Annotated in this window: 22 protein-coding genes; 11 read left to right on the top strand and 11 right to left on the bottom strand. The window is 66.4% G+C overall.

The window, feature by feature from the left end; all coding sequences use genetic code 11:
- Positions 1 to 3: 3 nt before the first annotated feature.
- The 6 genes from dgcA to BUA54_RS00325 all read right to left on the bottom strand — a co-directional run bounded on the left by dgcA (position 4) and on the right by BUA54_RS00325 (position 5,770).
- The gene (gene dgcA, locus BUA54_RS00350; protein ID WP_072855233.1) at positions 4 to 969 is read right to left on the bottom strand and encodes an N-acetyl-D-Glu racemase DgcA; all 966 of its coding nucleotides are present in this window, start codon (positions 967 to 969) and stop codon (positions 4 to 6) included.
- A 63-nt stretch (positions 970 to 1,032) separates the two neighbouring features.
- Positions 1,033 to 2,034, bottom strand: coding sequence for an N-acetyltransferase DgcN (dgcN, locus tag BUA54_RS00345; protein WP_072856068.1), 1,002 nt, complete (start codon positions 2,032 to 2,034; stop codon positions 1,033 to 1,035).
- A 92-nt stretch (positions 2,035 to 2,126) separates the two neighbouring features.
- Entirely contained in the window at positions 2,127 to 3,440 is a 1,314-nt protein-coding gene (locus BUA54_RS00340; protein ID WP_072855232.1) for an ammonium transporter, read from the bottom strand.
- 23 nt (positions 3,441 to 3,463) lie between these two features.
- Positions 3,464 to 3,802, bottom strand: a complete 339-nt coding sequence (locus BUA54_RS00335; protein WP_072855231.1) for a P-II family nitrogen regulator — start codon at positions 3,800 to 3,802, stop codon at positions 3,464 to 3,466.
- A 227-nt stretch (positions 3,803 to 4,029) separates the two neighbouring features.
- Entirely contained in the window at positions 4,030 to 5,400 is a 1,371-nt protein-coding gene (locus BUA54_RS00330; protein WP_072855230.1) for an ammonium transporter, read from the bottom strand.
- 31 nt (positions 5,401 to 5,431) lie between these two features.
- On the bottom strand, positions 5,432 to 5,770 hold the full coding sequence (locus BUA54_RS00325; protein ID WP_072855229.1) for a P-II family nitrogen regulator: 339 nt from the start codon (positions 5,768 to 5,770) through the stop codon (positions 5,432 to 5,434).
- Between the two features lie 272 nt (positions 5,771 to 6,042).
- On the opposite strand from BUA54_RS00325, the gene BUA54_RS00320 reads away from it, so the two are divergent.
- Positions 6,043 to 8,175, top strand: a complete 2,133-nt coding sequence (locus BUA54_RS00320) for a transglycosylase domain-containing protein (protein WP_072855228.1) — start codon at positions 6,043 to 6,045, stop codon at positions 8,173 to 8,175.
- Positions 8,176 to 8,182: 7 nt separating this feature from the next.
- On the opposite strand, the gene BUA54_RS21490 is transcribed toward BUA54_RS00320, so the two are convergent.
- The gene (locus tag BUA54_RS21490) at positions 8,183 to 8,683 is read right to left on the bottom strand and encodes a hypothetical protein (RefSeq protein WP_245810527.1); all 501 of its coding nucleotides are present in this window, start codon (positions 8,681 to 8,683) and stop codon (positions 8,183 to 8,185) included.
- Positions 8,684 to 8,910: 227 nt separating this feature from the next.
- On the opposite strand from BUA54_RS21490, the gene BUA54_RS00310 reads away from it, so the two are divergent.
- The 7 genes from BUA54_RS00310 to BUA54_RS00280 are packed head-to-tail and all read left to right on the top strand — an operon-like array spanning position 8,911 to position 15,573.
- On the top strand, positions 8,911 to 10,656 hold the full coding sequence (locus BUA54_RS00310; protein ID WP_072855227.1) for a type I secretion system permease/ATPase: 1,746 nt from the start codon (positions 8,911 to 8,913) through the stop codon (positions 10,654 to 10,656).
- Positions 10,653 to 11,957, top strand: coding sequence for an HlyD family type I secretion periplasmic adaptor subunit (locus BUA54_RS00305; protein WP_072855226.1), 1,305 nt, complete (start codon positions 10,653 to 10,655; stop codon positions 11,955 to 11,957). The genes BUA54_RS00310 and BUA54_RS00305 overlap by 4 nt, the downstream gene beginning before the upstream one ends.
- Positions 11,958 to 12,014: 57 nt before the next feature.
- Positions 12,015 to 12,476 carry a RidA family protein gene (locus BUA54_RS00300; protein ID WP_072855225.1) on the top strand — a complete coding sequence of 154 codons (462 nt, stop codon included), beginning with the start codon at positions 12,015 to 12,017 and terminating at the stop codon, positions 12,474 to 12,476.
- Positions 12,473 to 13,228, top strand: a complete 756-nt coding sequence (locus BUA54_RS00295) for a glycerophosphodiester phosphodiesterase family protein (RefSeq protein ID WP_072855224.1) — start codon at positions 12,473 to 12,475, stop codon at positions 13,226 to 13,228. The genes BUA54_RS00300 and BUA54_RS00295 overlap by 4 nt, the downstream gene beginning before the upstream one ends.
- 31 nt (positions 13,229 to 13,259) lie before the next feature.
- Positions 13,260 to 14,438: a GNAT family N-acetyltransferase gene (locus tag BUA54_RS00290; protein WP_072856067.1), complete on the top strand. Its 1,179-nt coding sequence runs from the start codon at positions 13,260 to 13,262 to the stop codon at positions 14,436 to 14,438.
- On the top strand, positions 14,435 to 14,722 hold the full coding sequence (locus BUA54_RS00285) for a 4a-hydroxytetrahydrobiopterin dehydratase (protein ID WP_072855223.1): 288 nt from the start codon (positions 14,435 to 14,437) through the stop codon (positions 14,720 to 14,722). The genes BUA54_RS00290 and BUA54_RS00285 overlap by 4 nt, the downstream gene beginning before the upstream one ends.
- Positions 14,722 to 15,573: a mechanosensitive ion channel family protein gene (locus tag BUA54_RS00280; protein ID WP_072855222.1), complete on the top strand. Its 852-nt coding sequence runs from the start codon at positions 14,722 to 14,724 to the stop codon at positions 15,571 to 15,573. The genes BUA54_RS00285 and BUA54_RS00280 overlap by 1 nt, the downstream gene beginning before the upstream one ends.
- 48 nt (positions 15,574 to 15,621) lie before the next feature.
- Here the strand turns inward: BUA54_RS00280 and BUA54_RS00275 are convergent, their stop codons facing one another.
- Positions 15,622 to 16,113 carry a peroxiredoxin gene (locus BUA54_RS00275; RefSeq protein WP_072855221.1) on the bottom strand — a complete coding sequence of 164 codons (492 nt, stop codon included), beginning with the start codon at positions 16,111 to 16,113 and terminating at the stop codon, positions 15,622 to 15,624.
- Between the two features lie 81 nt (positions 16,114 to 16,194).
- Between BUA54_RS00275 and BUA54_RS00270 the strand changes: the two genes are divergently transcribed.
- From BUA54_RS00270 to BUA54_RS00260, 3 genes are read left to right on the top strand one after another with little or no spacing between them, the layout of a single operon-like run.
- Positions 16,195 to 17,406: an NAD(P)/FAD-dependent oxidoreductase gene (locus BUA54_RS00270; RefSeq protein WP_072855220.1), complete on the top strand. Its 1,212-nt coding sequence runs from the start codon at positions 16,195 to 16,197 to the stop codon at positions 17,404 to 17,406.
- Positions 17,403 to 17,957: a 16S rRNA (guanine(966)-N(2))-methyltransferase RsmD gene (rsmD, locus tag BUA54_RS00265; RefSeq protein WP_072855219.1), complete on the top strand. Its 555-nt coding sequence runs from the start codon at positions 17,403 to 17,405 to the stop codon at positions 17,955 to 17,957. The genes BUA54_RS00270 and rsmD overlap by 4 nt, the downstream gene beginning before the upstream one ends.
- Complete coding sequence (locus tag BUA54_RS00260; protein WP_072855218.1) at positions 17,954 to 18,595, top strand: HAD family hydrolase; 642 nt, start codon at positions 17,954 to 17,956, stop codon at positions 18,593 to 18,595. Before rsmD ends, BUA54_RS00260 begins: the two co-directional genes overlap by 4 nt.
- Here BUA54_RS00260 and BUA54_RS00255 read toward each other — a convergent pair.
- From BUA54_RS00255 to sfsA, 3 genes are read right to left on the bottom strand one after another with little or no spacing between them, the layout of a single operon-like run.
- Entirely contained in the window at positions 18,592 to 19,761 is a 1,170-nt protein-coding gene (locus BUA54_RS00255) for an MFS transporter (RefSeq protein WP_072855217.1), read from the bottom strand. The genes BUA54_RS00260 and BUA54_RS00255 overlap by 4 nt on opposite strands.
- On the bottom strand, positions 19,758 to 20,627 hold the full coding sequence (gene map / locus BUA54_RS00250) for a type I methionyl aminopeptidase (protein ID WP_072855216.1): 870 nt from the start codon (positions 20,625 to 20,627) through the stop codon (positions 19,758 to 19,760). The genes BUA54_RS00255 and map overlap by 4 nt, the downstream gene beginning before the upstream one ends.
- A complete protein-coding gene (gene sfsA, locus BUA54_RS00245; RefSeq protein ID WP_084113972.1) occupies positions 20,624 to 21,397 on the bottom strand; it encodes a DNA/RNA nuclease SfsA in 774 nt (257 codons plus the stop codon). The genes map and sfsA overlap by 4 nt, the downstream gene beginning before the upstream one ends.
- Positions 21,398 to 21,405: the final 8 nt, after the last annotated feature.

Genomic DNA, 21,405 nt, shown 5'->3' with positions numbered 1-21,405 from the left:
GTCTTATCCCCAGAGTGCGGCGCTGGGCGGATGCACGCCAGCGGTGTCATAATGCAAAGGCTGATCACGGTCTTCCGCCAGAAGCAGCGGCCCGTCAAGATCGGTAAAGGCCACACCCTGCGCCAGCAGGGTCGCCGGCGCCATGGCGAGCGACGATCCCACCATGCAGCCGACCATGATGCCATATCCCTCTGCCTGCGCCTGCGTCTTCAGGGCCAGCGCCTCGGTCAATCCGCCGGTCTTGTCCAGCTTGATGTTCACCATGTCGTACTTGCCGTGCAAGCCCGGCAGCGATGCCCGGTCGTGGCAGGATTCGTCGGCGCAGACCGGCAGGGGCCGCGCGATCTCGGCCAGCATGTCGTCGGCCCCCGCAGGCAGGGGCTGTTCGACCATCTTCACCCCCAGCCGGATCAGGTGGGGCGCTAGGTCGGCATAGACCTCCGCCGTCCAGCCCTCGTTGGCATCCACGATGATCGCGGCCTCCGGCGCGCCGCGCCGCACCGCCTCCAGCCGCGCCATGTCGTCCGGCGTGCCGAGCTTGATCTTCAACAGCGGACGACCCGCGTTCTTTGCAGCTTGGCGCTCCATCACCTCGGGCGTGTCGAGCGACAGGGTATAGGCGGTGATCTGCGGCTGTGGCGCGGGCAGGTCCAGCAGATCCCAGACCCGCCGCCCCGCCCGCTTCGCCGCCAGATCCCACAGCGCGCAATCCACCGCATTGCGCGCCGCTCCGGCGGGCAGCAGACCTTGCAGCGCGTCGCGCATCATTTCTCCGGGCAGGCCGGTAACCTGCGCCGCGACGCTGTCCAGCGTCTCGTCATACCGCGCATAGGGCACACATTCGCCACGCCCGGTCACGCCATCCTGGGTCACCGTCACGGTAAGCACCTTGGCTTCCGTCCGCGACCCGCGCGAGATGGTGAACACCTGCGCCAGCCGGAACACGTCCCGGGTCACATCAATGCGCATCGCCAGTCCTCGCTTTTTTCCAAATACTCCCGCCGGAGGCACGGTTTTGCGTGCAAAACCGTATCAATGCGCCACCAGCGCATCCACCAGACGCCCCGCCCCCTGGCGGTAGGGATCGACGGTCGGCAGGCCCATGCGGTCCTCGACCTCGGCCAGATAGGCCTCGAAGGCATCCTCCGCGAGGTGCTGCGTGTTCACCGAAACGCCGACGACCCGGCAGTCGGGATTGGCGACGCGGGCGAGCGGCAGGGCGGTGTCTCGCAGCGCCTCCAGCGTCGGCAGGGCGTAGTCCGGCAGGCCGCGCATATGGGTCCGGGTCGGCTCGTGCGCGAGGATCAGCGCATCCGGCTGCCCGCCATGCACCAGCGCCATCGTCACGCCGGAGTAGCTGACGTGGAACAGGCTGCCCTGCCCCTCGATGTGGTCCCAGTGGTCGGCGTCGTTGTCGGGCGTCAGCCATTCGACCGCACCGGCCATGAAGTCGGCCACCACTGCGTCCAGCGGCACGCCCTCGCCGGTGATCAGGATGCCGGTCTGACCCGTGGCGCGAAAGCTCGACTTCAACCCGCGCGCCTTCATCTCGGTATCCATCGCCAGCGCGGTATACATCTTGCCGACGGAACAATCGGTGCCCACCGTCAGCACCCGCTTGCCGCTGCGGGGGATGCCGCTGGCGATGGGATACTTCACCGACGGCACCCGCACGTCGTGCAGGGTGCGGCCATGTCGGGCCGCCGCATCCGCCAGTTCGGGCTCGTCCCGCAGCAGGTTGTGCAGGCCGGACGCAAGGTCGTAACCCGCCTCCAGCGCCTTCAGCAGCTGTTCCTTCCACGCGGGAGAGATCAGCCCGCCGCGGTTCGCCACGCCGATCACCAGTGTCCGGGCACCCGCGGCCAGCCCCTCTTCCAGCGTCATTTCAGTCAGGCCAAGGTCGGCACGACACTCTGGCAAGCGCATCTGGCCCACCGCATGGCGGGGACGCCAGTCGCGGATGCCGATGGCCACCTTACAGGCCAGCATATCGGGCGCATCGCCCAGAAACAAAAGGTACGGGGTCTGGATCATCATCGTCTCCAAGGTCGTTTGCGGCAGCCTAGAACGGGAACGGGCGATGCACCAGTGGTGCACCGCCCGCGCCGTTGACCTGTGACCGGCGATCAGCTGTGGTAGGCCGTCTCGCCGTGGGAGGACAGGTCGAGACCGATCCGCTCTTCCTCTTCCGTCACCCGCAGGCCGACGATCAGGTCGACCAGCTTGTAGAGGATGAGGGAGGCGATGCCGCACCAGACGATGGTGATGACGACCGCCTCGATCTGGATGAAGGTCTGGCCGGTCAGCGAATAATCCTCGCCGCCCGTGCCACCCAGGCCCGGCGCAGTGAAGATGCCGGTGCCGATGGCGCCGATGATGCCGCCGATGCCGTGCACGCCGAAGACGTCGAGGCTGTCGTCGTAGCCGGCCTTGTTCTTGACCACTGCCACGAAGAAGTAGCAGCAGGCCGAGGCGATGGCACCCAGCACGATCGCGCCCACCGGGCCGATGGTGCCGCAGGCCGGCGTCACGGCGACGAGGCCCGCGACCATGCCCGACGCGGCACCCAGCATGGAGGCCTTGCCACGGGTCATCCCCTCGATCGCGCACCAGGCGAGGATCGCGCCCGCCGTGGCGGTGAAGGTGTTGATCATCGCCAGCGTGGCACCGCCGTTCGCCTCGAGGTTGGAGCCCGCGTTGAAGCCGAACCAGCCGACCCAGAGCATCGCCGCACCCACCATCGTGAGCGTCATCGAATGCGGCGCCATGTTGTCGCGGCCGAGGCCCACGCGCTTGCCGATCAGGATCGACCCGCACAGTGCCGCGATGCCCGCGTTGATGTGGACCACCGTGCCGCCGGCAAAGTCGATCGCGCCCATCTGGAAGATCAGGCCGTTGGCGTCCCAGACCATGTGAGCGATCGGGAAATAGACCAGCGTGACCCAGAAGAGGACGAACAGCAGCAGGGCACTGAACTTGATCCGCTCGGCAAAAGCGCCGACGATCAGCGCGGGGGTGATCGCGGCAAAGGTCATCTGGAAGGCAATGAACAGGTATTCGGGGATGACCACGCCGTCGGTGAAGGTGGCCGCCATGCTGTCGGGGGTGACACCCGCCAGGAACAGCTTGCCCATGCCGCCCCAGAAGGCGCCGGTGCCGCCGCCAAAGGCGAAGGAGTAGCCATAGACGACCCAGATCACCATGACCATGGCGGTGATCAGCGTGCACTGCATCAGCACGGACAGCATGTTCTTGGACCGCACGAGGCCGCCATAGAACAGCGCAAGACCCGGCACGATCATGAACAGGACCAGCACTGTCGCGGTCATCATCCAGGCGACGTCGCCCTTGTCCATCGTCTCGGCCGCCGCGTCCTGCGCCAGCGCCAGCGTCGGCAGCAGGGCCATGGCGCAGGCGGTAAGGAGTGTCTTCAGTTTCATTCGGTTTTTCCCCTATGCGCGGTTCAGAGCGCGTCGTCGTTCGTCTCGCCGGTGCGGACGCGCAGCGCGCCCTCAACGTCGAGGGTGAAAATCTTGCCGTCGCCGATCTTGTCGGTCTTGGCGGTCCGGGCGATCGTCGCCACGACCTGTTCGGCCAGATCGTCCGGCACGACGATCTCCAGCCTCAGCTTGGGGACGAAATTCACGACGTATTCGGCCCCCCGGTAGACTTCCGTATGGCCGGACTGGGCGCCGAAGCCCTTGATCTCGGACACCATCATCCCGCGGACGCCGACGGACGTCAGTGCCTCGCGCACCTCGTCGAGCTTGAACGGTTTGATCACGGCGATAATCAGCTTCATGACAGACTCCCTTCGTCCCATGGTTCTGCCGGACAGAAGCGGGCCAGAAACGCGGCAGAACAAGGGATTCGCACCCACCTATGCCCGTTCCTGCAGCAGAACGACGCCGTGACGCCCAAAAATTAGACGAATCGATCAATATTTGCGCGGACTGCGAATGGGCCCGCAAAACAAAACGGCCCGGGCATGACTGCCCGGGCCGGTCTCGCAAGGGGACGAAGGAAGGGTCAGCCCTTTGCGAATTCGGGATAGGCCTCCATGCCCATTTCCGACACGTCCAGCCCGTTGATCTCGGCCTCTTCGCTGACGCGGATACCCGTGACCGCCTTCAGGATCAGCCAGACCACCAGCGACACGACGAACATGAAGATGCCGATGGCGGCGAAGCCGATGAACTGCGTCACGAAGGAGGTGTCGGGAGAGTTGAACGGCACGACCATGGTGCCCCAGAACCCGGCGACGAGGTGGACCGGGATGGCGCCGACGACATCGTCGATCTTCAGCTTGTCCAGCATCGGCACGACCAGCACGGCGATGATGCCGCCGATTGCGCCGATCAGCAGCGCGCCGAAGAGCGAGGGATCAAGCGGACCGGCGGTGATGGACACGAGGCCCGCCAGCGCGCCGTTCAGCAGCATCGTCAGGTCGACCTTGCCATACATCAGCTGCGTCAGGATCATCGCGGCCACCGCCCCGGCAGAGGCTGCCATGTTGGTGTTGGCGAAGATGCGGCCGACGTCGGTGATGTCGCCCACGGTGCCCGCGGCCAGCTGGCTGCCACCGTTGAAGCCGAACCAGCCCAGCCACAGGATGAACGTGCCCAGCGTCGCCAGCGCGAGGTTGCTGCCCGGCATCGGAAACACGCGACCGTCCTTGAAGCGGCCGATCCGCGGTCCCAGCACCAGCGCACCGGCGAGCGCCGCGAAACCACCTGCGGCATGCACCAGCGTCGAGCCTGCGAAGTCGTAGAAGCCCGCCTCGGACAGCCAGCCGCCGCCCCACTGCCACGATGCCTCGATTGGGTAGAGGATGCCGGTCAGGACAACGGTGAAGATAAGGAAGGGCCACAGCTTGATGCGTTCGGCCAAAGTGCCCGAGACGATGGACGCGGTCGTGGCGCAGAACATGAGCTGGAAGAAGAAGTCCGACGCGGTAGAGGCATAGTCGAGTGCGGCATCCGCCGCCGACAGGCCGACCGGTTCAAGCGTCGCCGGCGCGAAGAGGTTGCCGAGGTAGCCCTGTATCGTCCAGCCGTCATCGCCCGGATACATGATGCCGTAGCCGATCAGCCAGTACATGATGCCCGCGATGCCGAAAAGCGCCACGTTCTTGGTCAACTGCGTGGTGACGTTCTTGGACCGCACGAGCCCGGCTTCGAGCATCGCGAAGCCCGCCGCCATCCACATGACGAGGAAGCCGCCCACGAGGAACAGCAGCGTGGTCATGATATAAGGGCCGATCTGATCGAAGGTCGGCGCCGCCGCCTCGACCGCGTCCGTCGCCGCCTCTGCGGTGGCCGTGTCCTGCGCGAAGGCAACCGCGGGCAGCAACGCGACTGCGACCCCGACCAGCAACGCTTTTTGAGGTGAGATAGTCATCGGATGAAATGTCCCTTTCATGAATCTGGCCTTACAGCGCGTCGTCGTTGAGTTCGCCGGTGCGGACGCGCAGCGCGCCCTCGACGTCGAGGGTGAAGATCTTGCCGTCGCCGATCTTGTCGGTCTTCGCGGTGGCGGCGATGGTGCTGACCACCTGCTCGGCCATGGTGTCGGGCACCACGATCTCCAGCTTGACCTTGGGCACGAAGTTCACTGCGTATTCCGCTCCGCGGTAGATTTCCGTATGGCCCGACTGGGATCCGAACCCCTTGATTTCGGACACCATCATGCCGCGCACGCCGATGGTGGTCAGCGCCTCGCGGACCTCCTCCAGCTTGAACGGCTTGATCGTTGCAATGATCAGTTTCACGTCTGTTTCCCCTGTTTCCGGCGCCCCCTATGTGGGCGTCCACGCTGCGCATGGCTGACAACAGGGCGGCTGCGTCGCCGCGACACAAGAAAAGCCGTCCGGCACTGCCCCCGTGAATCCGGGGAAGTTGCACAATTTTTGCACAAAAGCCGTGGCGTGATTAAATATTGGACATCACGAAAAACCGGATGCCGGCGGGTCATGATCGCGGGACAAGCGGGCGTCCGTTGTCTATGATCACCAAAACACAAGAACGACGGACCGGGCAGCGCATGGCGAAGAACAGCAAGACAGGCAAACCACTGGTGGCGGACCGCCGCTATGGCGCGACCCCGGAACAGCCCAAGCCGACCAAACGCAAGCGACAGCCGCGCAAGCGCACGGCCCGCCGTCGCGGGCTTGTTGGCTGGCTGCTGCTGCCGTTCACCTGGACGTTGGGACTGATCCTGCGGCTGACGTGGAAACTGGCACTCGCAGTCGCCGTGCTGATCGCAGTCGGCGTCTTGTATTTCGCGTCGCAGATGCCCCCCATCGCACAACTGGTCGACGGTCGCACCCGCGGGTCGGTGACGCTGCTGGACCGCAATGGCGACGTCTTCGCCTGGCGCGGCGACCAGTTCGGCGGCATGGTCACCTCGGAGGAGGTGTCGCAATACCTGCACGATGCGGTCGTCGCGACAGAAGACAAGCGCTTCTACAGCCATTTCGGCATCAGCCCGCGCGGCGTGGCCAGCGCGGTCAAGATCAACCTCAGCGAAGGGCGTGGCCCCCTGTCCGGCAACGGCGGGTCCACGATCACTCAGCAGACGGCCAAGCTGCTCTGCCTCGGCGTGCCCTACGACGCCGAAACGTGGAAGACAGAGCGGGCCTACGAGGATGACTGCCGCCGTACGACGCTTTGGCGCAAGATCAAGGAAGCCATCTTCTCGATGGGGATGGAGGTCGCCTATACCAAGGACCAGATCCTGACGGTCTATCTCAACCGGGCCTACCTCGGCGCCGGCAGCCGTGGATTCGAGGCCGCCGCCCAGCGTTATTTCGGCAAGTCCGCCGCCGACGTCGATCCGGCAGAGGCCGCGATGCTGGCCGGTCTGCTGAAGGCGCCCTCCAGCTACGCACCGACGTCGAGCATGGATCGCGCCGTGGCGCGCGCCAACGTCGTGATCGGTCTGATGGAGGAACAGGGTTACCTCACGCCCCAGCAGGCCGAGGATGCCCGCACCCATCCCGCACAGCTGAGCGAGGCCGCGCAGGCGCGGGCGGGCGGCTACTTCGCCGACTGGGTCATGGAACAGGGTCCCGACTTCTTCACCCAGGACACGACAGAGGATGTGGTGATCCGCACCACCCTTGACCAGCGGATCCAGACCGCGACGGAATCTGCGCTGCTGTCGATCTTCGATGCCAAGCTGAAACCCTCGTCCAAGGCGCAGGCCGCGATCATCGTGATGAGCGCCGACGGCGCCGTGCGCGCCATGGTCGGCGGGCGCGACGTGCGTGCCTCCGGCGCGTTCAACCGTGCGACGCAGGCCAAACGGCAGCCCGGCTCGGCCTTCAAGCCCTTCATCTACGCCACGGCGCTGGACCTCGGGTTCAGCCCGAACGACATCATCGACGATCAGCCGCTGACCATCAACGTCCCCGGATCCGGCCCTTGGCGGCCCGACAATTACGACCACCGATTCAAAGGCCCGATCACCCTGACGCAAGCGCTCTACGAATCGCGCAACATTCCCGCCATCGTTCTGTCAGAGGAAGTGGGTCGCGAACTGGTCCGCACCGTGGCGCAGAAGTTTGGCATCGCAAGCGACCTCGCCGCCGGTCCGGCGCTGGCACTGGGCGTGTCGGAAAGCACCCTGATCGAGATGACGGGCGCCTACGCCGGCATCCTGAACGGCGGGTCCGCCGTCGAACCCTACGGCCTGATCGACCTGCGGCTGAAGGGCGACGAATCGCCCCTGATGGATAACATGGGCACAGGCATGCAAGAGCGCGTGATCCAGCAGAAGGCCGCGCGTGAACTGACCTATATGATGAGCCAGGTCGTCGCCCGCGGCACCGGCACCCGGGCGCAAATCAAGGGTTGGGAACTGGCCGGCAAGTCAGGCACGACGAACTCTTCGCGCGACGCGTGGTTCATCGGGTTCAACGCCGATTACGTCGTGGGTGTCTGGATGGGCTACGACGACAACAGTCCGATGACCGGCGTCACCGGCGGCGGCTTGCCGGCAGAGATCTGGCAGGCCACGATGTCCCGCGTGGTGGCGGGCGAGGTGCCGAAGCCCCTGCCGATGGACCTGCCCGGCCCCAGCAGCCGCGGTGGCATGCTGGCCGACAGCGGGATCGAGGCGGACGGTCAGATCCTCGACGTGCTGAACAACATCCTGAACGGGCTGGGAAACTGATCGGCAGTCAGTCACCGGCGGCGGGCGCGGTCGGCACCGAGGCCGGCGCCGGTGTGACCTCAGGCGCCACGTCTGCGATGCCGGGCACCGCATCCCCCGCCCCGTCGTCCGGCGCCGCTGCGTCGGCCACCGGCCCGGGGACGGTTGCCTTGCCCGGCTCCGGACAGCGATCATAGACGAAGGCATAGCCGTCCCAGACCATGATGATGCCGTCGCCCTGCGCCTTGTTCATCAGCATCGCCCGCTCGCTGAACTCCTGATCCTCGCCGCTGCACTGCATCGTATAAAGCAGCGCATCCATGTCGAGGACATTGACCGGGTTGGTCATCCGGCAACTGACCTCGACGCCGTAGAAGATACCGTCGGCGATCCTGACCGACCCCCCGTCGATCCCCACGAGCGCACATTCGGAATTTGCCGCCTGCCGATAGGTTCCGTCATAGGGATCGCCGAAGGCGGGCGAGGTCATGCCGATCAGGGCAAGGGTAATGCGCAGGTCTTGTCTCATGCCGGGTCGGGTCCCTGTCGTTCGCGTCCGAAAGACACTACAGGCCGATTGTGGCCCTGTCACGGCATCCGGACTCCGCATTTCGTAACACATCTGCCGTAAAACGGTCTTGTCTGGGACACGCTCTCGCCGCGGCCCGCGGCTTCGGTATACATGGGCCGCCGTTCCGCCTCGCGGGAAGGCATCGAAGGGTGCGGGTCGATCGGACCCGCAAAGGGGAAGACGCGATGATCAGAAGCGATCAGGCATACCGGCGCGGCGCCGCCGAACTTGCGGCGGTGCGGCGCGAGGGGCGGCTGCTCTATTGGGCGGTCGCGGTGTTCAGCTTCTTCGTGAACCTCCTGATGCTGACCGGGCCGCTCTACATGCTGAACGTCTACGACCGGGTGCTGGGGTCGCGCAGCCTCGAGACGCTGATCGCGCTCAGCGTGCTGGTGGCTTTCCTCTACGGGATGATGGGTATCCTCGATTTCGTGCGGGGCCGGGTCATGGGGCGGCTGGGGGCGCGCTTCCAGGCGCGGCTCGACCGGCGCGTCTTTGCCGCCAGCCTGATGGCCCAGACCCTGAACCGCGTCCCGCAGGAGGCGCGGACCGGCCTGCGCGACCTCGAGGCAGTGCAGCGGCTGATCACCTCTCCCGCGCTGATGGCGGTCTTCGACGTGCCCTTCATCCCGCTGTTCTTTGCGGGGATCTTCGTCTTTCACATGGACCTCGGCCTGCTGGCGCTGGCCGGCGGGGCGGTGTTGATCGTCGTCGCCCTTGCCAACCAGATGACCACCAAGAAACCGCTGGAGGCCGCCAATGCCGCCTCCTTCCAGTCGGAGGCGCTCGGCGCGCAGATCCGCGGCGAGAGCGAGATGGTCCATGCCCTCGGCATGCGGGGCGCGGCCTTCGACCGCTGGCAGATCGCCCGCGGCGCCTCGCTCGACGCCAGCATCGGTGCGGCGGATTCCGCCGGCACCTTCACCGCGATGACCCGCACCTTTCGCCTGTTCCTGCAGTCGGCGATGCTGGGCCTCGGCGCGCTGCTGGTGCTGCAGGGCGAAATGACGGCGGGTGCGATGATCGCGGGGTCGATCCTGATGGGCCGCGCCCTGGCGCCGATCGAGATGATCGTGGGCCAGTGGGCGGTGTTCCAGAAGGGCCGCGAAGGCTGGGCCCGTCTGTCGCTTCTGCTGGGATCCGTCCCCGAGGAGGAGGCCCGCACCGCCCTGCCCGCCCCCCGCGCGATCCTGAGCGCCGAGAGCGTCACCGTCGTCCCGCCGGGCGAGCAGCAGGCCAGCCTGCGCCTGATCAGCTTCGACGTGAAGCCGGGTCAGGCGGTGGGTGTGATCGGCACATCCGGCGCCGGCAAGTCGACGCTGGCGCGCGCCCTCACCGGCGTCTGGCGCCCCGCGGGCGGCAAGATCCGCCTCGATGGTGCGGCGCTGGACCAGTACGACGCCGACACGCTGGGCAAGCATATCGGCTATCTGCCGCAGCGGGTGCAGCTCTTCGATGGCACGATCAAGGAGAACATCGCCCGGATGTCGATGACCCCCGACGACGACGCCGTGGTGCGCGCGGCGCAGAAGGCGGCCGCCCACGACATGATCCTGCGCCTGCCCGACGGCTACGACACCCGTGTCACCGCCAACGGCGGCCGGCTGTCGGGCGGCCAGATCCAGCGGGTAGGCCTGGCGCGGGCGATGTACGGCGACCCGGTGGTGCTGGTGCTGGACGAGCCCAACAGCAACCTCGACAACGACGGGTCGATGGCGCTGAACAACGCGATCCGGGTCGCCAAGTCCGAAGGCAAGGCGGTGTTCATCATGGCGCACCGCCCCGCCGCCATCCAGGAATGCGACCTGCTGCTGGTGATCGAGGGCGGCGCCCTGCGCGCCTTCGGCCCCAAGGACGAGGTGATGCGGAAGGTCCTGAGCAACGCGCAGACGCTGTCGAACGCCCCCACACAACTGGCGGGCGTGCAATGATCGCGCCCCATGTCCCCAGCCGCTGGTCGGCGGCAAAGCCGCTGCTGATCGGCACCCTCGCCGTGGCCCTGCTGGTCGGCGGCTTCGGCACCTGGGCGGTCTTCGCCAACCTGACCGGCGCCGTCATCACCCATGGCCAGATCGAGGTCGACCGCAACCGTCAGGTGATCCAGCACCCCGACGGCGGGGTGGTGGAGGAGATCGTCGTCGACGAGGGCGAGACCGTGGAAGCGGGCGACCTGCTGATCCGGCTCGATTCCTCCAACCTCGCCAGCGAATTGGCCGTGGTCGAGGGCCAGCTTTACGAGATCCTTGCCCGCCGCGCCCGACTCGAAGCGGAACGCGACGGTCTGGACAAGATCACCTTCGATCCGCTGCTGCTGGAGGGCGAGGACGAGGCCGGTGACCTGATGGCCGGCCAGCAGCGCCTGTTCGAGGCGCGGCTCGACAGCCTGCTGCAGGCGACCAACCAGCTGAACCAGCAGGAAATGCAGATCGGCAGTCAGATCGAAGGCATTACGGCCCAGCAGACGGCACTGACCGAACAGACCGCCCTGATCGACGAGGAACTGGCCGACCAGCAAAGCCTGCTGGACCGCGGCCTCGCCCAGGCCAGCCGGGTGCTGGCGCTGAAGCGCGAGGCGTCGAACATGCGCGGCCGGGTGGGCGAACTGACGGCACAGGCCGCCCAGGCCGCAGAGCGGCGTACGGAGATCGAGATCCAGATCCTCGGCCTGACCAGCACCCGGCGCGAAGAGGCGATCACCCGCCTGCGCGACCTGCAGTACAACGAGCTGGAGCTGACCGAGCGCCGCCGCACCCTGCGCCAGCAGCTCGACCGGCTGGACATCCGCGCGCCGGTCTCAGGCGTGGTCTACGACCTTTCGGTCTATGCCCCCCGCTCGGTGATCCGGCCGGCCGATCCGCTGATGTATCTGGTGCCGCAGGACCGGCCACTGGTGATCGCGACACAGGTGCAGGTGACGGACATCGACCAGATCCACACGGGTCAGGACGTGATCCTGCGCCTCTCGGCCTTCGACCAGCGCCGTACGCCGGAACTGTCGGGCCACGTGACACAGGTCAGCGCCGACGCCTTCCGCAACGAACAGAACGGGCTGTCCTTCTACCGGGCAGAGGTCCGCATGGACGAGGGCGAGATCGACAAGCTCCCCGACGGCATGACCCTGATCCCCGGCATGCCGGTCGAGGCCTACGTCCGCACCGCCGACCGCACCCCCATGGACTACTTCCTCAAACCCGTCGCCGACTACTTCGCAAAGGCCTTCCGCGAAAGCTAGATGGACGCGCCATCCGCCCCGGCATAGGGTGGCCGCGATATCGCAACGGAGGCCAGCATGAGCACGATCGAGACGACCCTGACGGACATGGGCATTACCCTGCCGGACGCCCCTGCGCCTGCGGCGAACTACGTCCCCTTCGTCCGGACGGGCAATCAGGTCTGGGTCTCGGGCCAGATCAGCCAGGGGCCAGACGGGTTGATGACAGGCAAGCTGGGCGACGGCGTCGATGTCGAAACCGGGGCCGCCGCGGCCAAAGCCTGCGCGATCAGCCTGCTGGCGCAGCTGAAGAAGGCCTGCGATGGCGACCTCGACCGTCTGGTCCGCGTCGTGAAACTGGTCGGCATGGTCAACAGCACCGGTGATTTCACGGACCAGCCCAAGGTCATCAACGGCGCGTCGGATTTCCTCGTGGCCGCTCTTGGCGACAAGGGACGCCACGCCCGCTCCGCCGTCGGCGTCGCCAGCCTGCCGATGGGCGTGATGGTCGAGATCGAAGCCGTGTTCGAGATCGCATGATGCTTCCCAAATCCTTCGTCACCCGCCCGATCGCGCACCGCGCCTATCACGACAGGGCGCATGGTCGCGTCGAGAACAGCATCACGTCGATCAAGTCGGCCATCGAGCATGGCTACGGGATCGAGATCGACCTGCAGCTGTCCAGCGATGGCGTGCCCATGGTCTTTCACGATTACGACCTGCGACGCCTGACGATCGAACAGGGCCCTGTGATGCAAAGGTCCTCGGCGCAGCTGGCGCAGATCCCGCTGATGGGCGACAGCACGACGATCCCCACGCTGGCGGATGTGCTGAAGCTGGTCGCCGGCCGCGTGCCGCTGCTGATCGAGATCAAGGATCAGGACGGCGCGCTCGGGCCCGACATCGGCCCCCTTGGCAAGGCAGTCGCCGCGGTGCTGGAGCCCTACAAGGGACCCGTCGCGGTGATGTCATTCAACCCCCACGCGGTGGCGGAAATGGCGCGCCTGCTGCCGGACGTGCCGCGCGGCCTGACCACAGGGTCCTTCACCCCGCAGGACTGGCCCGCGATCCCGCAGCCGACGCTGGAACGCCTGCGCGAGATTCCCGACTATGGCCATGTCGGCGCAAGCTTCATCAGCCACCACCACGCAGAGCTGGATCATCCCCGCGTGGCGGAACTGAACCAGCAGCACGGGGCAGCGGTCCTGTGCTGGACGATCAGGTCGAAGGACGAGGCGCAGGCCGCCCGGCAATACGCCGACAACATCACGTTCGAGGGATATGCCGCTTGACGCCGCGGGCATCGCGACCACGTTAGGCCCCATGAACACCCCCACCATAGAACTGACGGCGCATGTGTCGCTGGATGACATTGCACCGAAAGATTGGGACGCCTGCGCCTGCCCCGGCGACGGACGCCCAGAGGACCCCTTCACCACCTACCGCTTCCTCAAGGCACTAGAGGACTCGCGATCGGTCGGCGGCCGGTCCGGCTGGCAGCCTCGCTACCTCGTGGCACGGGCCGACGGTCAGGTCATCGCCTGTGCGCCGCTGTACGCCAAGGGCCACAGCCAGGGCGAGTATATCTTCGATTTCAATTGGGCGCAGGCCTACGAAAACGCGGGCGGCGACTATTACCCCAAGCTGCAGATCGCCGTGCCCTTCACCCCCGCGACGGGGCGCCGCTTCCTGACCCGGCCGGGGTACGAGGCGATGGGTATGGCCGCTTTGGTGCAGGGCGCCGTGCAGATCGCGTCGGACAACGAGCTGTCGTCCCTGCATATCACTTTCTGCACCGAAGCCGAGGCGCTTGCGGGTGCCGAGATGGGGTTGATGCCGCGCGTGGGCCAGCAGTTCCACTGGGAAAACCGGGGCTACGCCGACTTCGACGCATTCCTCGCCGATCTGTCCAGTCGCAAGCGCAAGAACATTCGTCGCGAACGGGCCGAGGCGCAGGGCTTCGGTGGCACAATCGTTGCCCTGACCGGCGATGCGATACAGCCGCACCACTGGGACGCCTTCTGGCGCTTCTATCAGGACACCGGCAACCGCAAGTGGGGCACCCCCTATCTGACGCGGGACTTCTTCAACCGGGCGCAGCAAACCTTGCGCGACGACATGCTGCTGGTCCTGGCGATGGATGGCGACCGGCCCGTGGCGGGGGCGCTGAACTTCATCGGACGCGATACGCTTTATGGCCGTTACTGGGGCAGCACGGAATACCACCCATCCCTGCACTTCGAGCTGTGCTATTATCAAGCCATCGATTTTGCCATCCGTAACAACATGATGCGGGTCGAAGCTGGCGCGCAGGGTGAACACAAGCTGGCGCGCGGCTACCTACCCGTGGCGACCCATTCCCTGCACTGGATCAGGGATGCGTCGTTTCGTGACGCCATCGCCCGCTACCTCGTGGCCGAAACCCGCGCCGTCGACGAGGAAATCGAGGTGCTGACCGCCTACGGACCCTTCAAGCGCGATCACAGAGAGGAACAGCAATGACCGACAAACTGACGCAAGACGAGATCAAGCCACTGCAGGACGCGGGCTGGACCCTGTCCGAGGACGGCGACGCGATCACCAAGACGTTTGAATTCAAGAATTTCGTGCAGGCTTTCGGCTGGATGACGCGGGCGGCTATCCACGCCGAAAAGCTGAACCACCATCCCGAATGGTCCAATGTCTATAAGACCGTCGAAGTGGCGTTGACCACGCACGACGTGGATGGTCTGACCGCCCTCGACGCGAAACTCGCGCAGATCATGGACAAGCTCGCGGCGGACTGATGCAGAACCTTCTCAATACCCCGATCATCAACGGCACGTCGATCATGGACGTGCTGACGGTGGAATTCCTCGTCTCGGCCTTCGGATCGGTGCTGACCGCGATCATCATCCTGATCGTCGGCTTCATCATTGGCAGCTGGGTGTCGGGCCGCATCGAGAGCATCGGCCGCCGCAACCGTCATCTGGACGAGACGCTGTTCAACTTCCTGGGCAACATCGTCCGCTACGTCATCATCGGCTTTGCCTTCCTGTTCGTGCTGAACACCTTCGGCGTGCAGACGACCTCCGTCGTGGCCGTCATCGGTGCCGCCGGTCTGGCCATCGGTCTGGCGCTTCAGGGCACGCTGTCGAACGTTGCGGCGGGGGTGATGATCATCTTCTTCCGGCCGATCAAGCTGGGTGACTTCGTCGAGATCAACGACCGCGCCGGAACCGTGAAGGCGATCAACCTCAACTTCATCGAACTGGCCAGCGTCGGCAATTTCCAGATCATCATCCCCAACTCCGAAGTCTGGGGGAACACGATCGTCAATTACTCGGTCTATCCGCAGCGCCGGGCCGAATGGGTCATCGGCGTGGGCTACGGTGCCAATCTGGCCGAGGCGGAGCGGACCATAATCGACACGATCATGGCCGACCCCCGCAGCCTGTCCGACCCCGAGCCGTTCATCCAGGTGAACAACCTGAACGCCTCCTCGGTTGATTTCCTCGTGCGCGTCTGGTGCGCGCGAACCGATTATTTCCAATATCAGGCCGACATGACCCGCAAGATCAAGGAAGCGTTGGACGCGGCCGGGATCGAGATTCCCTTCCCCAACCGCACGGTCCACATCGTCAAGGACGACGACTGACGCCGATAAAGGCGGGGGCTGCCGACCGGCCAGCCCCCGCCAGCCGTATCAGGCCATCGCGTCCAGCAAGCTCTCGCCGCCCGAAATGTCGCACTGGCCCGCGCCCGGTTCCTCGTTCAGGATTTTCACGACGCCGTCCTCGACCAGCATGGCATAGCGCTTGGACCGGTTCACGAAGCCCACGGGCGGGGCAGAGAATTCCATGCCGATCGCCTTGGTAAAGGACGCCTCTGCATCGCCCAGCATGGTGATGCCGGCGGCAATGGCGCCGGTGGACTCGCCCCAGGCCTTCATCACGAAGGGGTCGTTGACCGAAACGCAGATAACCTCGTCCACGCCCTTGGCCTTCAGCGCATCCATGTTGCGGATGAAGCTTGGCACATGCGCCGTTGTGCAGGTGCCTGTGTAGGCGCCCGGCAGGCCGAAGATCACGACGGTGCGGCCTTTCAACCTGTCGCCGATGGACACGGTCTGTGGCCCGTCCGCACCCATGGTCAGGACCGATGCGTCCGGCAGGGTGTCGCCCGTGGTGATGGTCATGCTGATCGTCCTTTGATTGCTCTTGTCACCGCAAAACATATAGGGTGCGCGGGAATAGAACCAGAGCAAGGGCGTGACATCGTGGGCAGGATCGTTGTGATCGGCGGAGGACAGGCCGCGGCGGCGCTGATCGCCAAGCTGGTGGCTGGCGGTATGACCGACGGCATCACCCTGATCTGCGCCGAACCCCATGCGCCCTACCAGCGCCCGCCCCTGTCGAAGGCCTATCTGCTGGGCACGATGGACCGCGCGCGCCTGTTCTTCAAACCGGAGGGATGGTACGCGGAGCATGGTGTCGAGCTGCGGCTGGGCTGTCGGGCTGTCGGCGTCGACGCCGCCACACGGCGGGTCACGCTGTCGCACGGCGACGTGCTGGGCTACGACGATCTGGTGCTGACCACCGGCGCATGGCCGCGCACCCTGCCTGCCGCGATCGGCGGCAGCCTGAAGAATGTCTTTGCCGTCCGCGATCTGGCCGATGCCGATGCGATGGCCCCCGCCTTTGCGCAAGGCGCGCGCTGCCTGATCGTCGGCGGCGGCTACATCGGGCTGGAGGCGGCGGCCGTTGCCGCCAGCCGCGGTTTGCAGGTCACTTTGGTCGAAGCGTCCGAGCGTATCCTGCAGCGGGTCGCCGCACCCGAGACATCCGCCTACTTCCGGGATCTTCACCGTGGCCACGGCGTCGACATCCGCGAGAGCACGGGTCTGGTGCGGCTGACCGGCGACGACGTGGTCACGGGCGCCGTTCTGTCGGACGGAACGGCACTGGACATTGACTTTGCCATCGTCGGCGTCGGGATTGCGCCGGATACGGCGCTGGCGGGCGGCGCCAGGCTGACACTCGACAACGGCATCGCCTGCGATGCCCATGGCCGCACCTCCGATCCGCACATCTGGGCGGCGGGGGACTGCGCCTCGACCCCGTGGCGGAACGGCCGCGTGCGGATCGAAAGCGTCGGCAATGCCATCGATCAGGCAGAGATCGTGGCCCAGAACCTGATGGGCCACGACGTGACCTATACGCCAACCCCGTGGTTCTGGTCAGACCAGTACGACGTCAAGCTGCAGATCGCGGGGCTGAACACCGGTTACACGTCTGTCCATGTCAAACGTGGCGAGGGCGGTGCGCAGTCGCACTGGTATTACCGCGGCGACACCCTGATCGCCATCGACGCCATGTCGGACGTGCGCAACTACATGGTCGGCAAGCGCCTGATCGAGGCGGGCATCAGCCCCGCCCCCGCCACCGTCACCGACCCCGCCACGGACATGAAGGCGCTGCTGCGCGCGTGAGGATCATCGCGGGCACCCATCGCGGCACGCAACTGGTGCCGGTCGGCGACGGCGACACGGCCGCGCATCTGCGCCCCACCACGGACCGCGTGCGCGAAAGCCTGTTCAACGTGCTGCAGGGCGGCCGCTTTGGCGATCCCATTCGGGGCGTGCGGGTGCTGGACCTGTTCGCCGGCACCGGCGCGCTGGGGCTGGAGGCGCTGTCGCGCGGCGCGGCCCACGTGACCTTCGTCGATGACGGCAAGGTGGCGCAGGGCCTGATCGCCGGAAACATCGCAAAGCTTCGGCGTACCGCCGATTGCACCCTCCTGCGTTGCCGCGCCGATGACCTGCCGGACGGTCAGCCGTGCGGCTTGGTGTTCCTCGACCCGCCCTATGGTCGGAACCTTGGTCTTCTGGCACTGCGCGTCGCCCGGCACAGGGGCTGGATCGCACCCGGCACGGTCATCGTCTGGGAAGAACGCGCAGCCCAGATCGCGCTGCAAGGCTTCAAGGCGCTGGACGCCCGCCGCTACGGCGACACATGGATCACGCTGATGGAGGCGACATGACACCCGGACTGGTAATCTTCGACTGTGACGGCGTGCTGGTAGATACCGAACCCACCACCGACCGGGTGATCGCAGAAAACCTCACGCGCCACGGGCTGACCATCGCCCCGCACGAGATCCACACGCTCTTTGCCGGCGGTACGCTGAAGGCCGTAGGTGAAGGTGCTGCCGCGCGCGGCGCGCGCCTGCCGCCCGACTGGCTGGAGAATGCCTATGCCGAGGTCTACGCCGCCTTGCGCGCCGGTGTGAATGTCATGCCAGGCGTGCTCGATCTTATCGACGCGCTGGAGGACGCGGGCGTGCCGATGGCCATCGCCTCGAACGGGCCATTGCAGAAGATGGAGATTTCGCTGGCCGCCTCCGGCCTTTGGAACAGGTTCGCCGGGCGCATCTATTCCGCCTACGACCACGCACCAAAGCCCGATCCCGCCATGCTGCGCCACGCGATGCAGGTGGCGGGGGCCGGGCCGGACACCACGTGGATGATCGACGACATGCCGGCCGGCTGGCACGCGGCTGCGGCGGCAGGCTGCAACTGCTTTGCCTATGTGGCCGAGGGCGGTCCAGCCCGCGCGGCTGGCTTCGCGGCAACTCCCGTCACCGCCATGTCCCAGATCGCGGCGGCCTTCCGGGTTTAGCGCGCGTCGAAGGCGGCCGTCCGGTTCAGGCGTTCGGACCAGAGGATGTGCGCCGTGGCGATCAGGGCAGCTGCCGCACCGCCAAGGCCCAGCGCGCGCAGATCAAAGGTGGCGATGATGGCGCTACCGATGGCAGAGCCGACCGCGGCACCGATGTAGATCGCGGCGGCGTTCAGCGCCAGAACGATGGGGGCCGCCCCGGGACGCAGGCCGATGATCCGCATCTGCTGCCCCGCCATCATCGACCAGATCAGAAGCGACCAGACCGCGATCAGCGCGAACAGCAGCGGCCCCGGCAGCGGCATGAGGGAAAACAGCGGCAGCACCAGCATCTGGCCCACCGCCAGTCCGAGCAGCGTCCGGAACGGCCCGATGCGGTCGGCGACCGCTCCGCCGGCCAGATTGCCGATCACGGCGGCCGCACCGAAGACCAGCAGGACCGCCGTGATCCCGTTGCGCCCGTAAGCCATCGTCTGCTCCAGCAGCGGTGCAAGGTAGGTATACAGGACGTAGGCCGCCGCAAGGAAGGTCGCCGTGAAGGCGACGGCCAGCATGGTGCGGCCATCCCGCAGCGTCCGGCCAAGCTCCGGCAGGGTCACGGTCTGGAACGCCAGCCCCGCCGGCACGATGCGCCAGATCAGCGGCACGATCGGCACCGCCAGCAGCGCCACCACGACGAAGGCTGCGCGCCAGCCGAAGGTATAGGCGATGAAGCTGCCCGCAGGCACGCCCAATACCTGCGCCAGGGTCAGGCCGAAGACGACGGCCGCCAGCGCCTTGCCCCGCCGTTCCGGTGCGGACAGCCCGGCGGCGACCGATGCGCTGACCGGCGTCAGCATGCCGGCGCCAGCGGCGGCGAGGATGCGGGTCAGATGCAGGGTCAATTCGTTCGGGGCCAGCGCCGACAGCAGGTTCGCCACCGCGAATCCGGTCAACGCATAGGCCAGCACCCGCCTGCGCCCGATCGCCCCCGTCACCGACACCAGCAAGGGGGACAGCACGGCATAGGCCAGCGCATAGGTCGTCATCAGCCAGCCGGTACGACCGGGCGTCAGACCCAGATCCTGCCCCACCGGGGTCAGCATCCCGATCAGCACGAAAGCCCCCATCCCGATGACGAAATTCGCCGCCGACAGGACCGGGATCAGCCGTTTCGGCGCGCTCACACGGCCTGCGTCGGGTAGAATCGCCCGGCGGGCGAGGTCGTGAAGACCTCGCAGCCCTGCGCGGTGATGCCGATGGAATGTTCGAACTGCGCCGAAAGCGACCGGTCCTGCGTCACGGCGGTCCAGTCGTCGGCCAATGTCTTGGTCTCTGGTCGCCCGAGGTTGATCATCGGCTCGATGGTGAAGAACATGCCTTCCTCCAGCACGGCGCCGGACCCGGCGCGGCCGTAGTGCAGCACGTTGGGCGGCGCGTGAAAAACGCGGCCCAGCCCGTGCCCGCAGAAGTCGCGCACCACGGACATGCGCTGCGCCTCGGCGTAGGTCTGGATCGCGTGACCGATGTCACCGAAGGTGTTGCCGGGCCGTGCCGCCTCGATCCCCACCATCAGCGCGTCATGCGTGACTTCTATCAGGCGCTGCGCCTTGGGGCTGGCGGTGCCGGCCACGTACATGCGGCTGCTGTCGCCGTACCAGCCATCCACGATCACGGTGACGTCGATGTTCAGGATGTCGCCGTCCTTCAGCACGTCGTTGTCGCGGCGCTTTTCAAGGTTCTTCGACACCGTCTCGTCCTTGCCCTTGGGCACCGGCGCGCCGGGGATGCCGTGGCAGACGACGTGGTTGACGGAAATGCAGCTGGCGTGCTGATACCCGCGGTAGCCGATGGTGGCAGAGGTCGCCCCCGCCGCCGTCACCCAGTCGGTGATCAGCTGGTCCAGCTGTGCAGTGGTCTGCCCCGGAAAGACATGGTCAGCGATGTCGTCGAGGATCGTCGCCGCCAGCCGTCCGGCGCGGTTCATGCCGCCGAAATCCGCCGGCGCATAAAGCCGGATGCCGTCTTTCGTCAGATGGGTCGTGTCGGTCATCGCGTCTGTCCTTGGCTGCCTTTGCGCCGACATAGGCCGTTTTGCACGGTCATTCCACCCCCCCGGGCCGCCGCATCCACGACGGCCCGTACCTGTCCCAGTGCGATCCGGTCCGGTGTGATGTCGCAGTCCATCGCCATGACCTCGACCCCCGCCGCCCGCGCCGCGTCGAAGGCCGTGGCATAGGCCGGATCGATGTCGCGGGCGACAGCGACGGCGGCGCAGTCCGTGCGGGTGATGAGGTAAAGGACCATCGCCCGGTGCCCCGCTGCCACCATCCGCGCCAGATCGGCCATGTGCCGGGCGCCGCGCAGGGTCTTGCTGTCTGGAAACTCTACCAGCGGTGCGGCGCGGCAGAAGTTGGCACTCTTGACCTCCAGATAGAGGTCCGGACCGCCGCCGGTCAGCAAGAAGTCGATCCGGCTCGCATCGGCATACTTCACCTCGGGCCGGATCACGTCATAGCGGTCCAGCCCCGGCACCGAACCCGCCCGCAGCCCCTCGCCCACGATGCGGTTCGCAAGCGACGTATCCACGCAGACGAAATCGCCCCCTGCCTCCACCAGCCGCCAGCCGTAGTCGAGCTTGGTGCGCGGGTTATCGTTCGGCTCCAGCCAGATGCGGGCGCCGGGGATCGCCGTGCCCGTCATTGCACCCGGATTGGCGACATGGGCCGTGACCTCCGGCCCGTCGTCCAGCCTGCAGTCTGCCAGAAAGCGCTTGTAGCGGCGGATCAGCGTGGCGGGGATCAGGGGCGTGGCAAAGTCCATGCGGCGGG

The sequence above is a fragment of the Loktanella atrilutea genome, assembly GCF_900128995.1.
In the GTDB taxonomy this organism is placed as follows: Bacteria; Pseudomonadota; Alphaproteobacteria; order Rhodobacterales; family Rhodobacteraceae; genus Loktanella; species Loktanella atrilutea.
The sequence above is the reverse complement of the archived record's forward strand: the minus strand, read 5'-3'. Positions and strand labels throughout refer to the sequence as shown.

Coding starts and splice junctions, on each gene's coding strand:
- dgcA (WP_072855233.1), bottom strand. CDS start 969: ATGCGCATTGATGTGACCCGGGACGTGTTCCGGCTGGCGCAGGTGTTC.
- dgcN (WP_072856068.1), bottom strand. CDS start 2,034: ATGATCCAGACCCCGTACCTTTTGTTTCTGGGCGATGCGCCCGATATG.
- BUA54_RS00340 (WP_072855232.1), bottom strand. CDS start 3,440: ATGAAACTGAAGACACTCCTTACCGCCTGCGCCATGGCCCTGCTGCCG.
- BUA54_RS00335 (WP_072855231.1), bottom strand. CDS start 3,802: ATGAAGCTGATTATCGCCGTGATCAAACCGTTCAAGCTCGACGAGGTG.
- BUA54_RS00330 (WP_072855230.1), bottom strand. CDS start 5,400: ATGACTATCTCACCTCAAAAAGCGTTGCTGGTCGGGGTCGCAGTCGCG.
- BUA54_RS00320 (WP_072855228.1), top strand. CDS start 6,043: ATGGCGAAGAACAGCAAGACAGGCAAACCACTGGTGGCGGACCGCCGC.
- BUA54_RS21490 (WP_245810527.1), bottom strand. CDS start 8,683: ATGAGACAAGACCTGCGCATTACCCTTGCCCTGATCGGCATGACCTCG.
- BUA54_RS00310 (WP_072855227.1), top strand. CDS start 8,911: ATGATCAGAAGCGATCAGGCATACCGGCGCGGCGCCGCCGAACTTGCG.
- BUA54_RS00305 (WP_072855226.1), top strand. CDS start 10,653: ATGATCGCGCCCCATGTCCCCAGCCGCTGGTCGGCGGCAAAGCCGCTG.
- BUA54_RS00300 (WP_072855225.1), top strand. CDS start 12,015: ATGAGCACGATCGAGACGACCCTGACGGACATGGGCATTACCCTGCCG.
- BUA54_RS00295 (WP_072855224.1), top strand. CDS start 12,473: ATGATGCTTCCCAAATCCTTCGTCACCCGCCCGATCGCGCACCGCGCC.
- BUA54_RS00290 (WP_072856067.1), top strand. CDS start 13,260: ATGAACACCCCCACCATAGAACTGACGGCGCATGTGTCGCTGGATGAC.
- BUA54_RS00285 (WP_072855223.1), top strand. CDS start 14,435: ATGACCGACAAACTGACGCAAGACGAGATCAAGCCACTGCAGGACGCG.
- BUA54_RS00280 (WP_072855222.1), top strand. CDS start 14,722: ATGCAGAACCTTCTCAATACCCCGATCATCAACGGCACGTCGATCATG.
- BUA54_RS00275 (WP_072855221.1), bottom strand. CDS start 16,113: ATGACCATCACCACGGGCGACACCCTGCCGGACGCATCGGTCCTGACC.
- BUA54_RS00260 (WP_072855218.1), top strand. CDS start 17,954: ATGACACCCGGACTGGTAATCTTCGACTGTGACGGCGTGCTGGTAGAT.
- map (WP_072855216.1), bottom strand. CDS start 20,627: ATGACCGACACGACCCATCTGACGAAAGACGGCATCCGGCTTTATGCG.
- sfsA (WP_084113972.1), bottom strand. CDS start 21,397: ATGGACTTTGCCACGCCCCTGATCCCCGCCACGCTGATCCGCCGCTAC.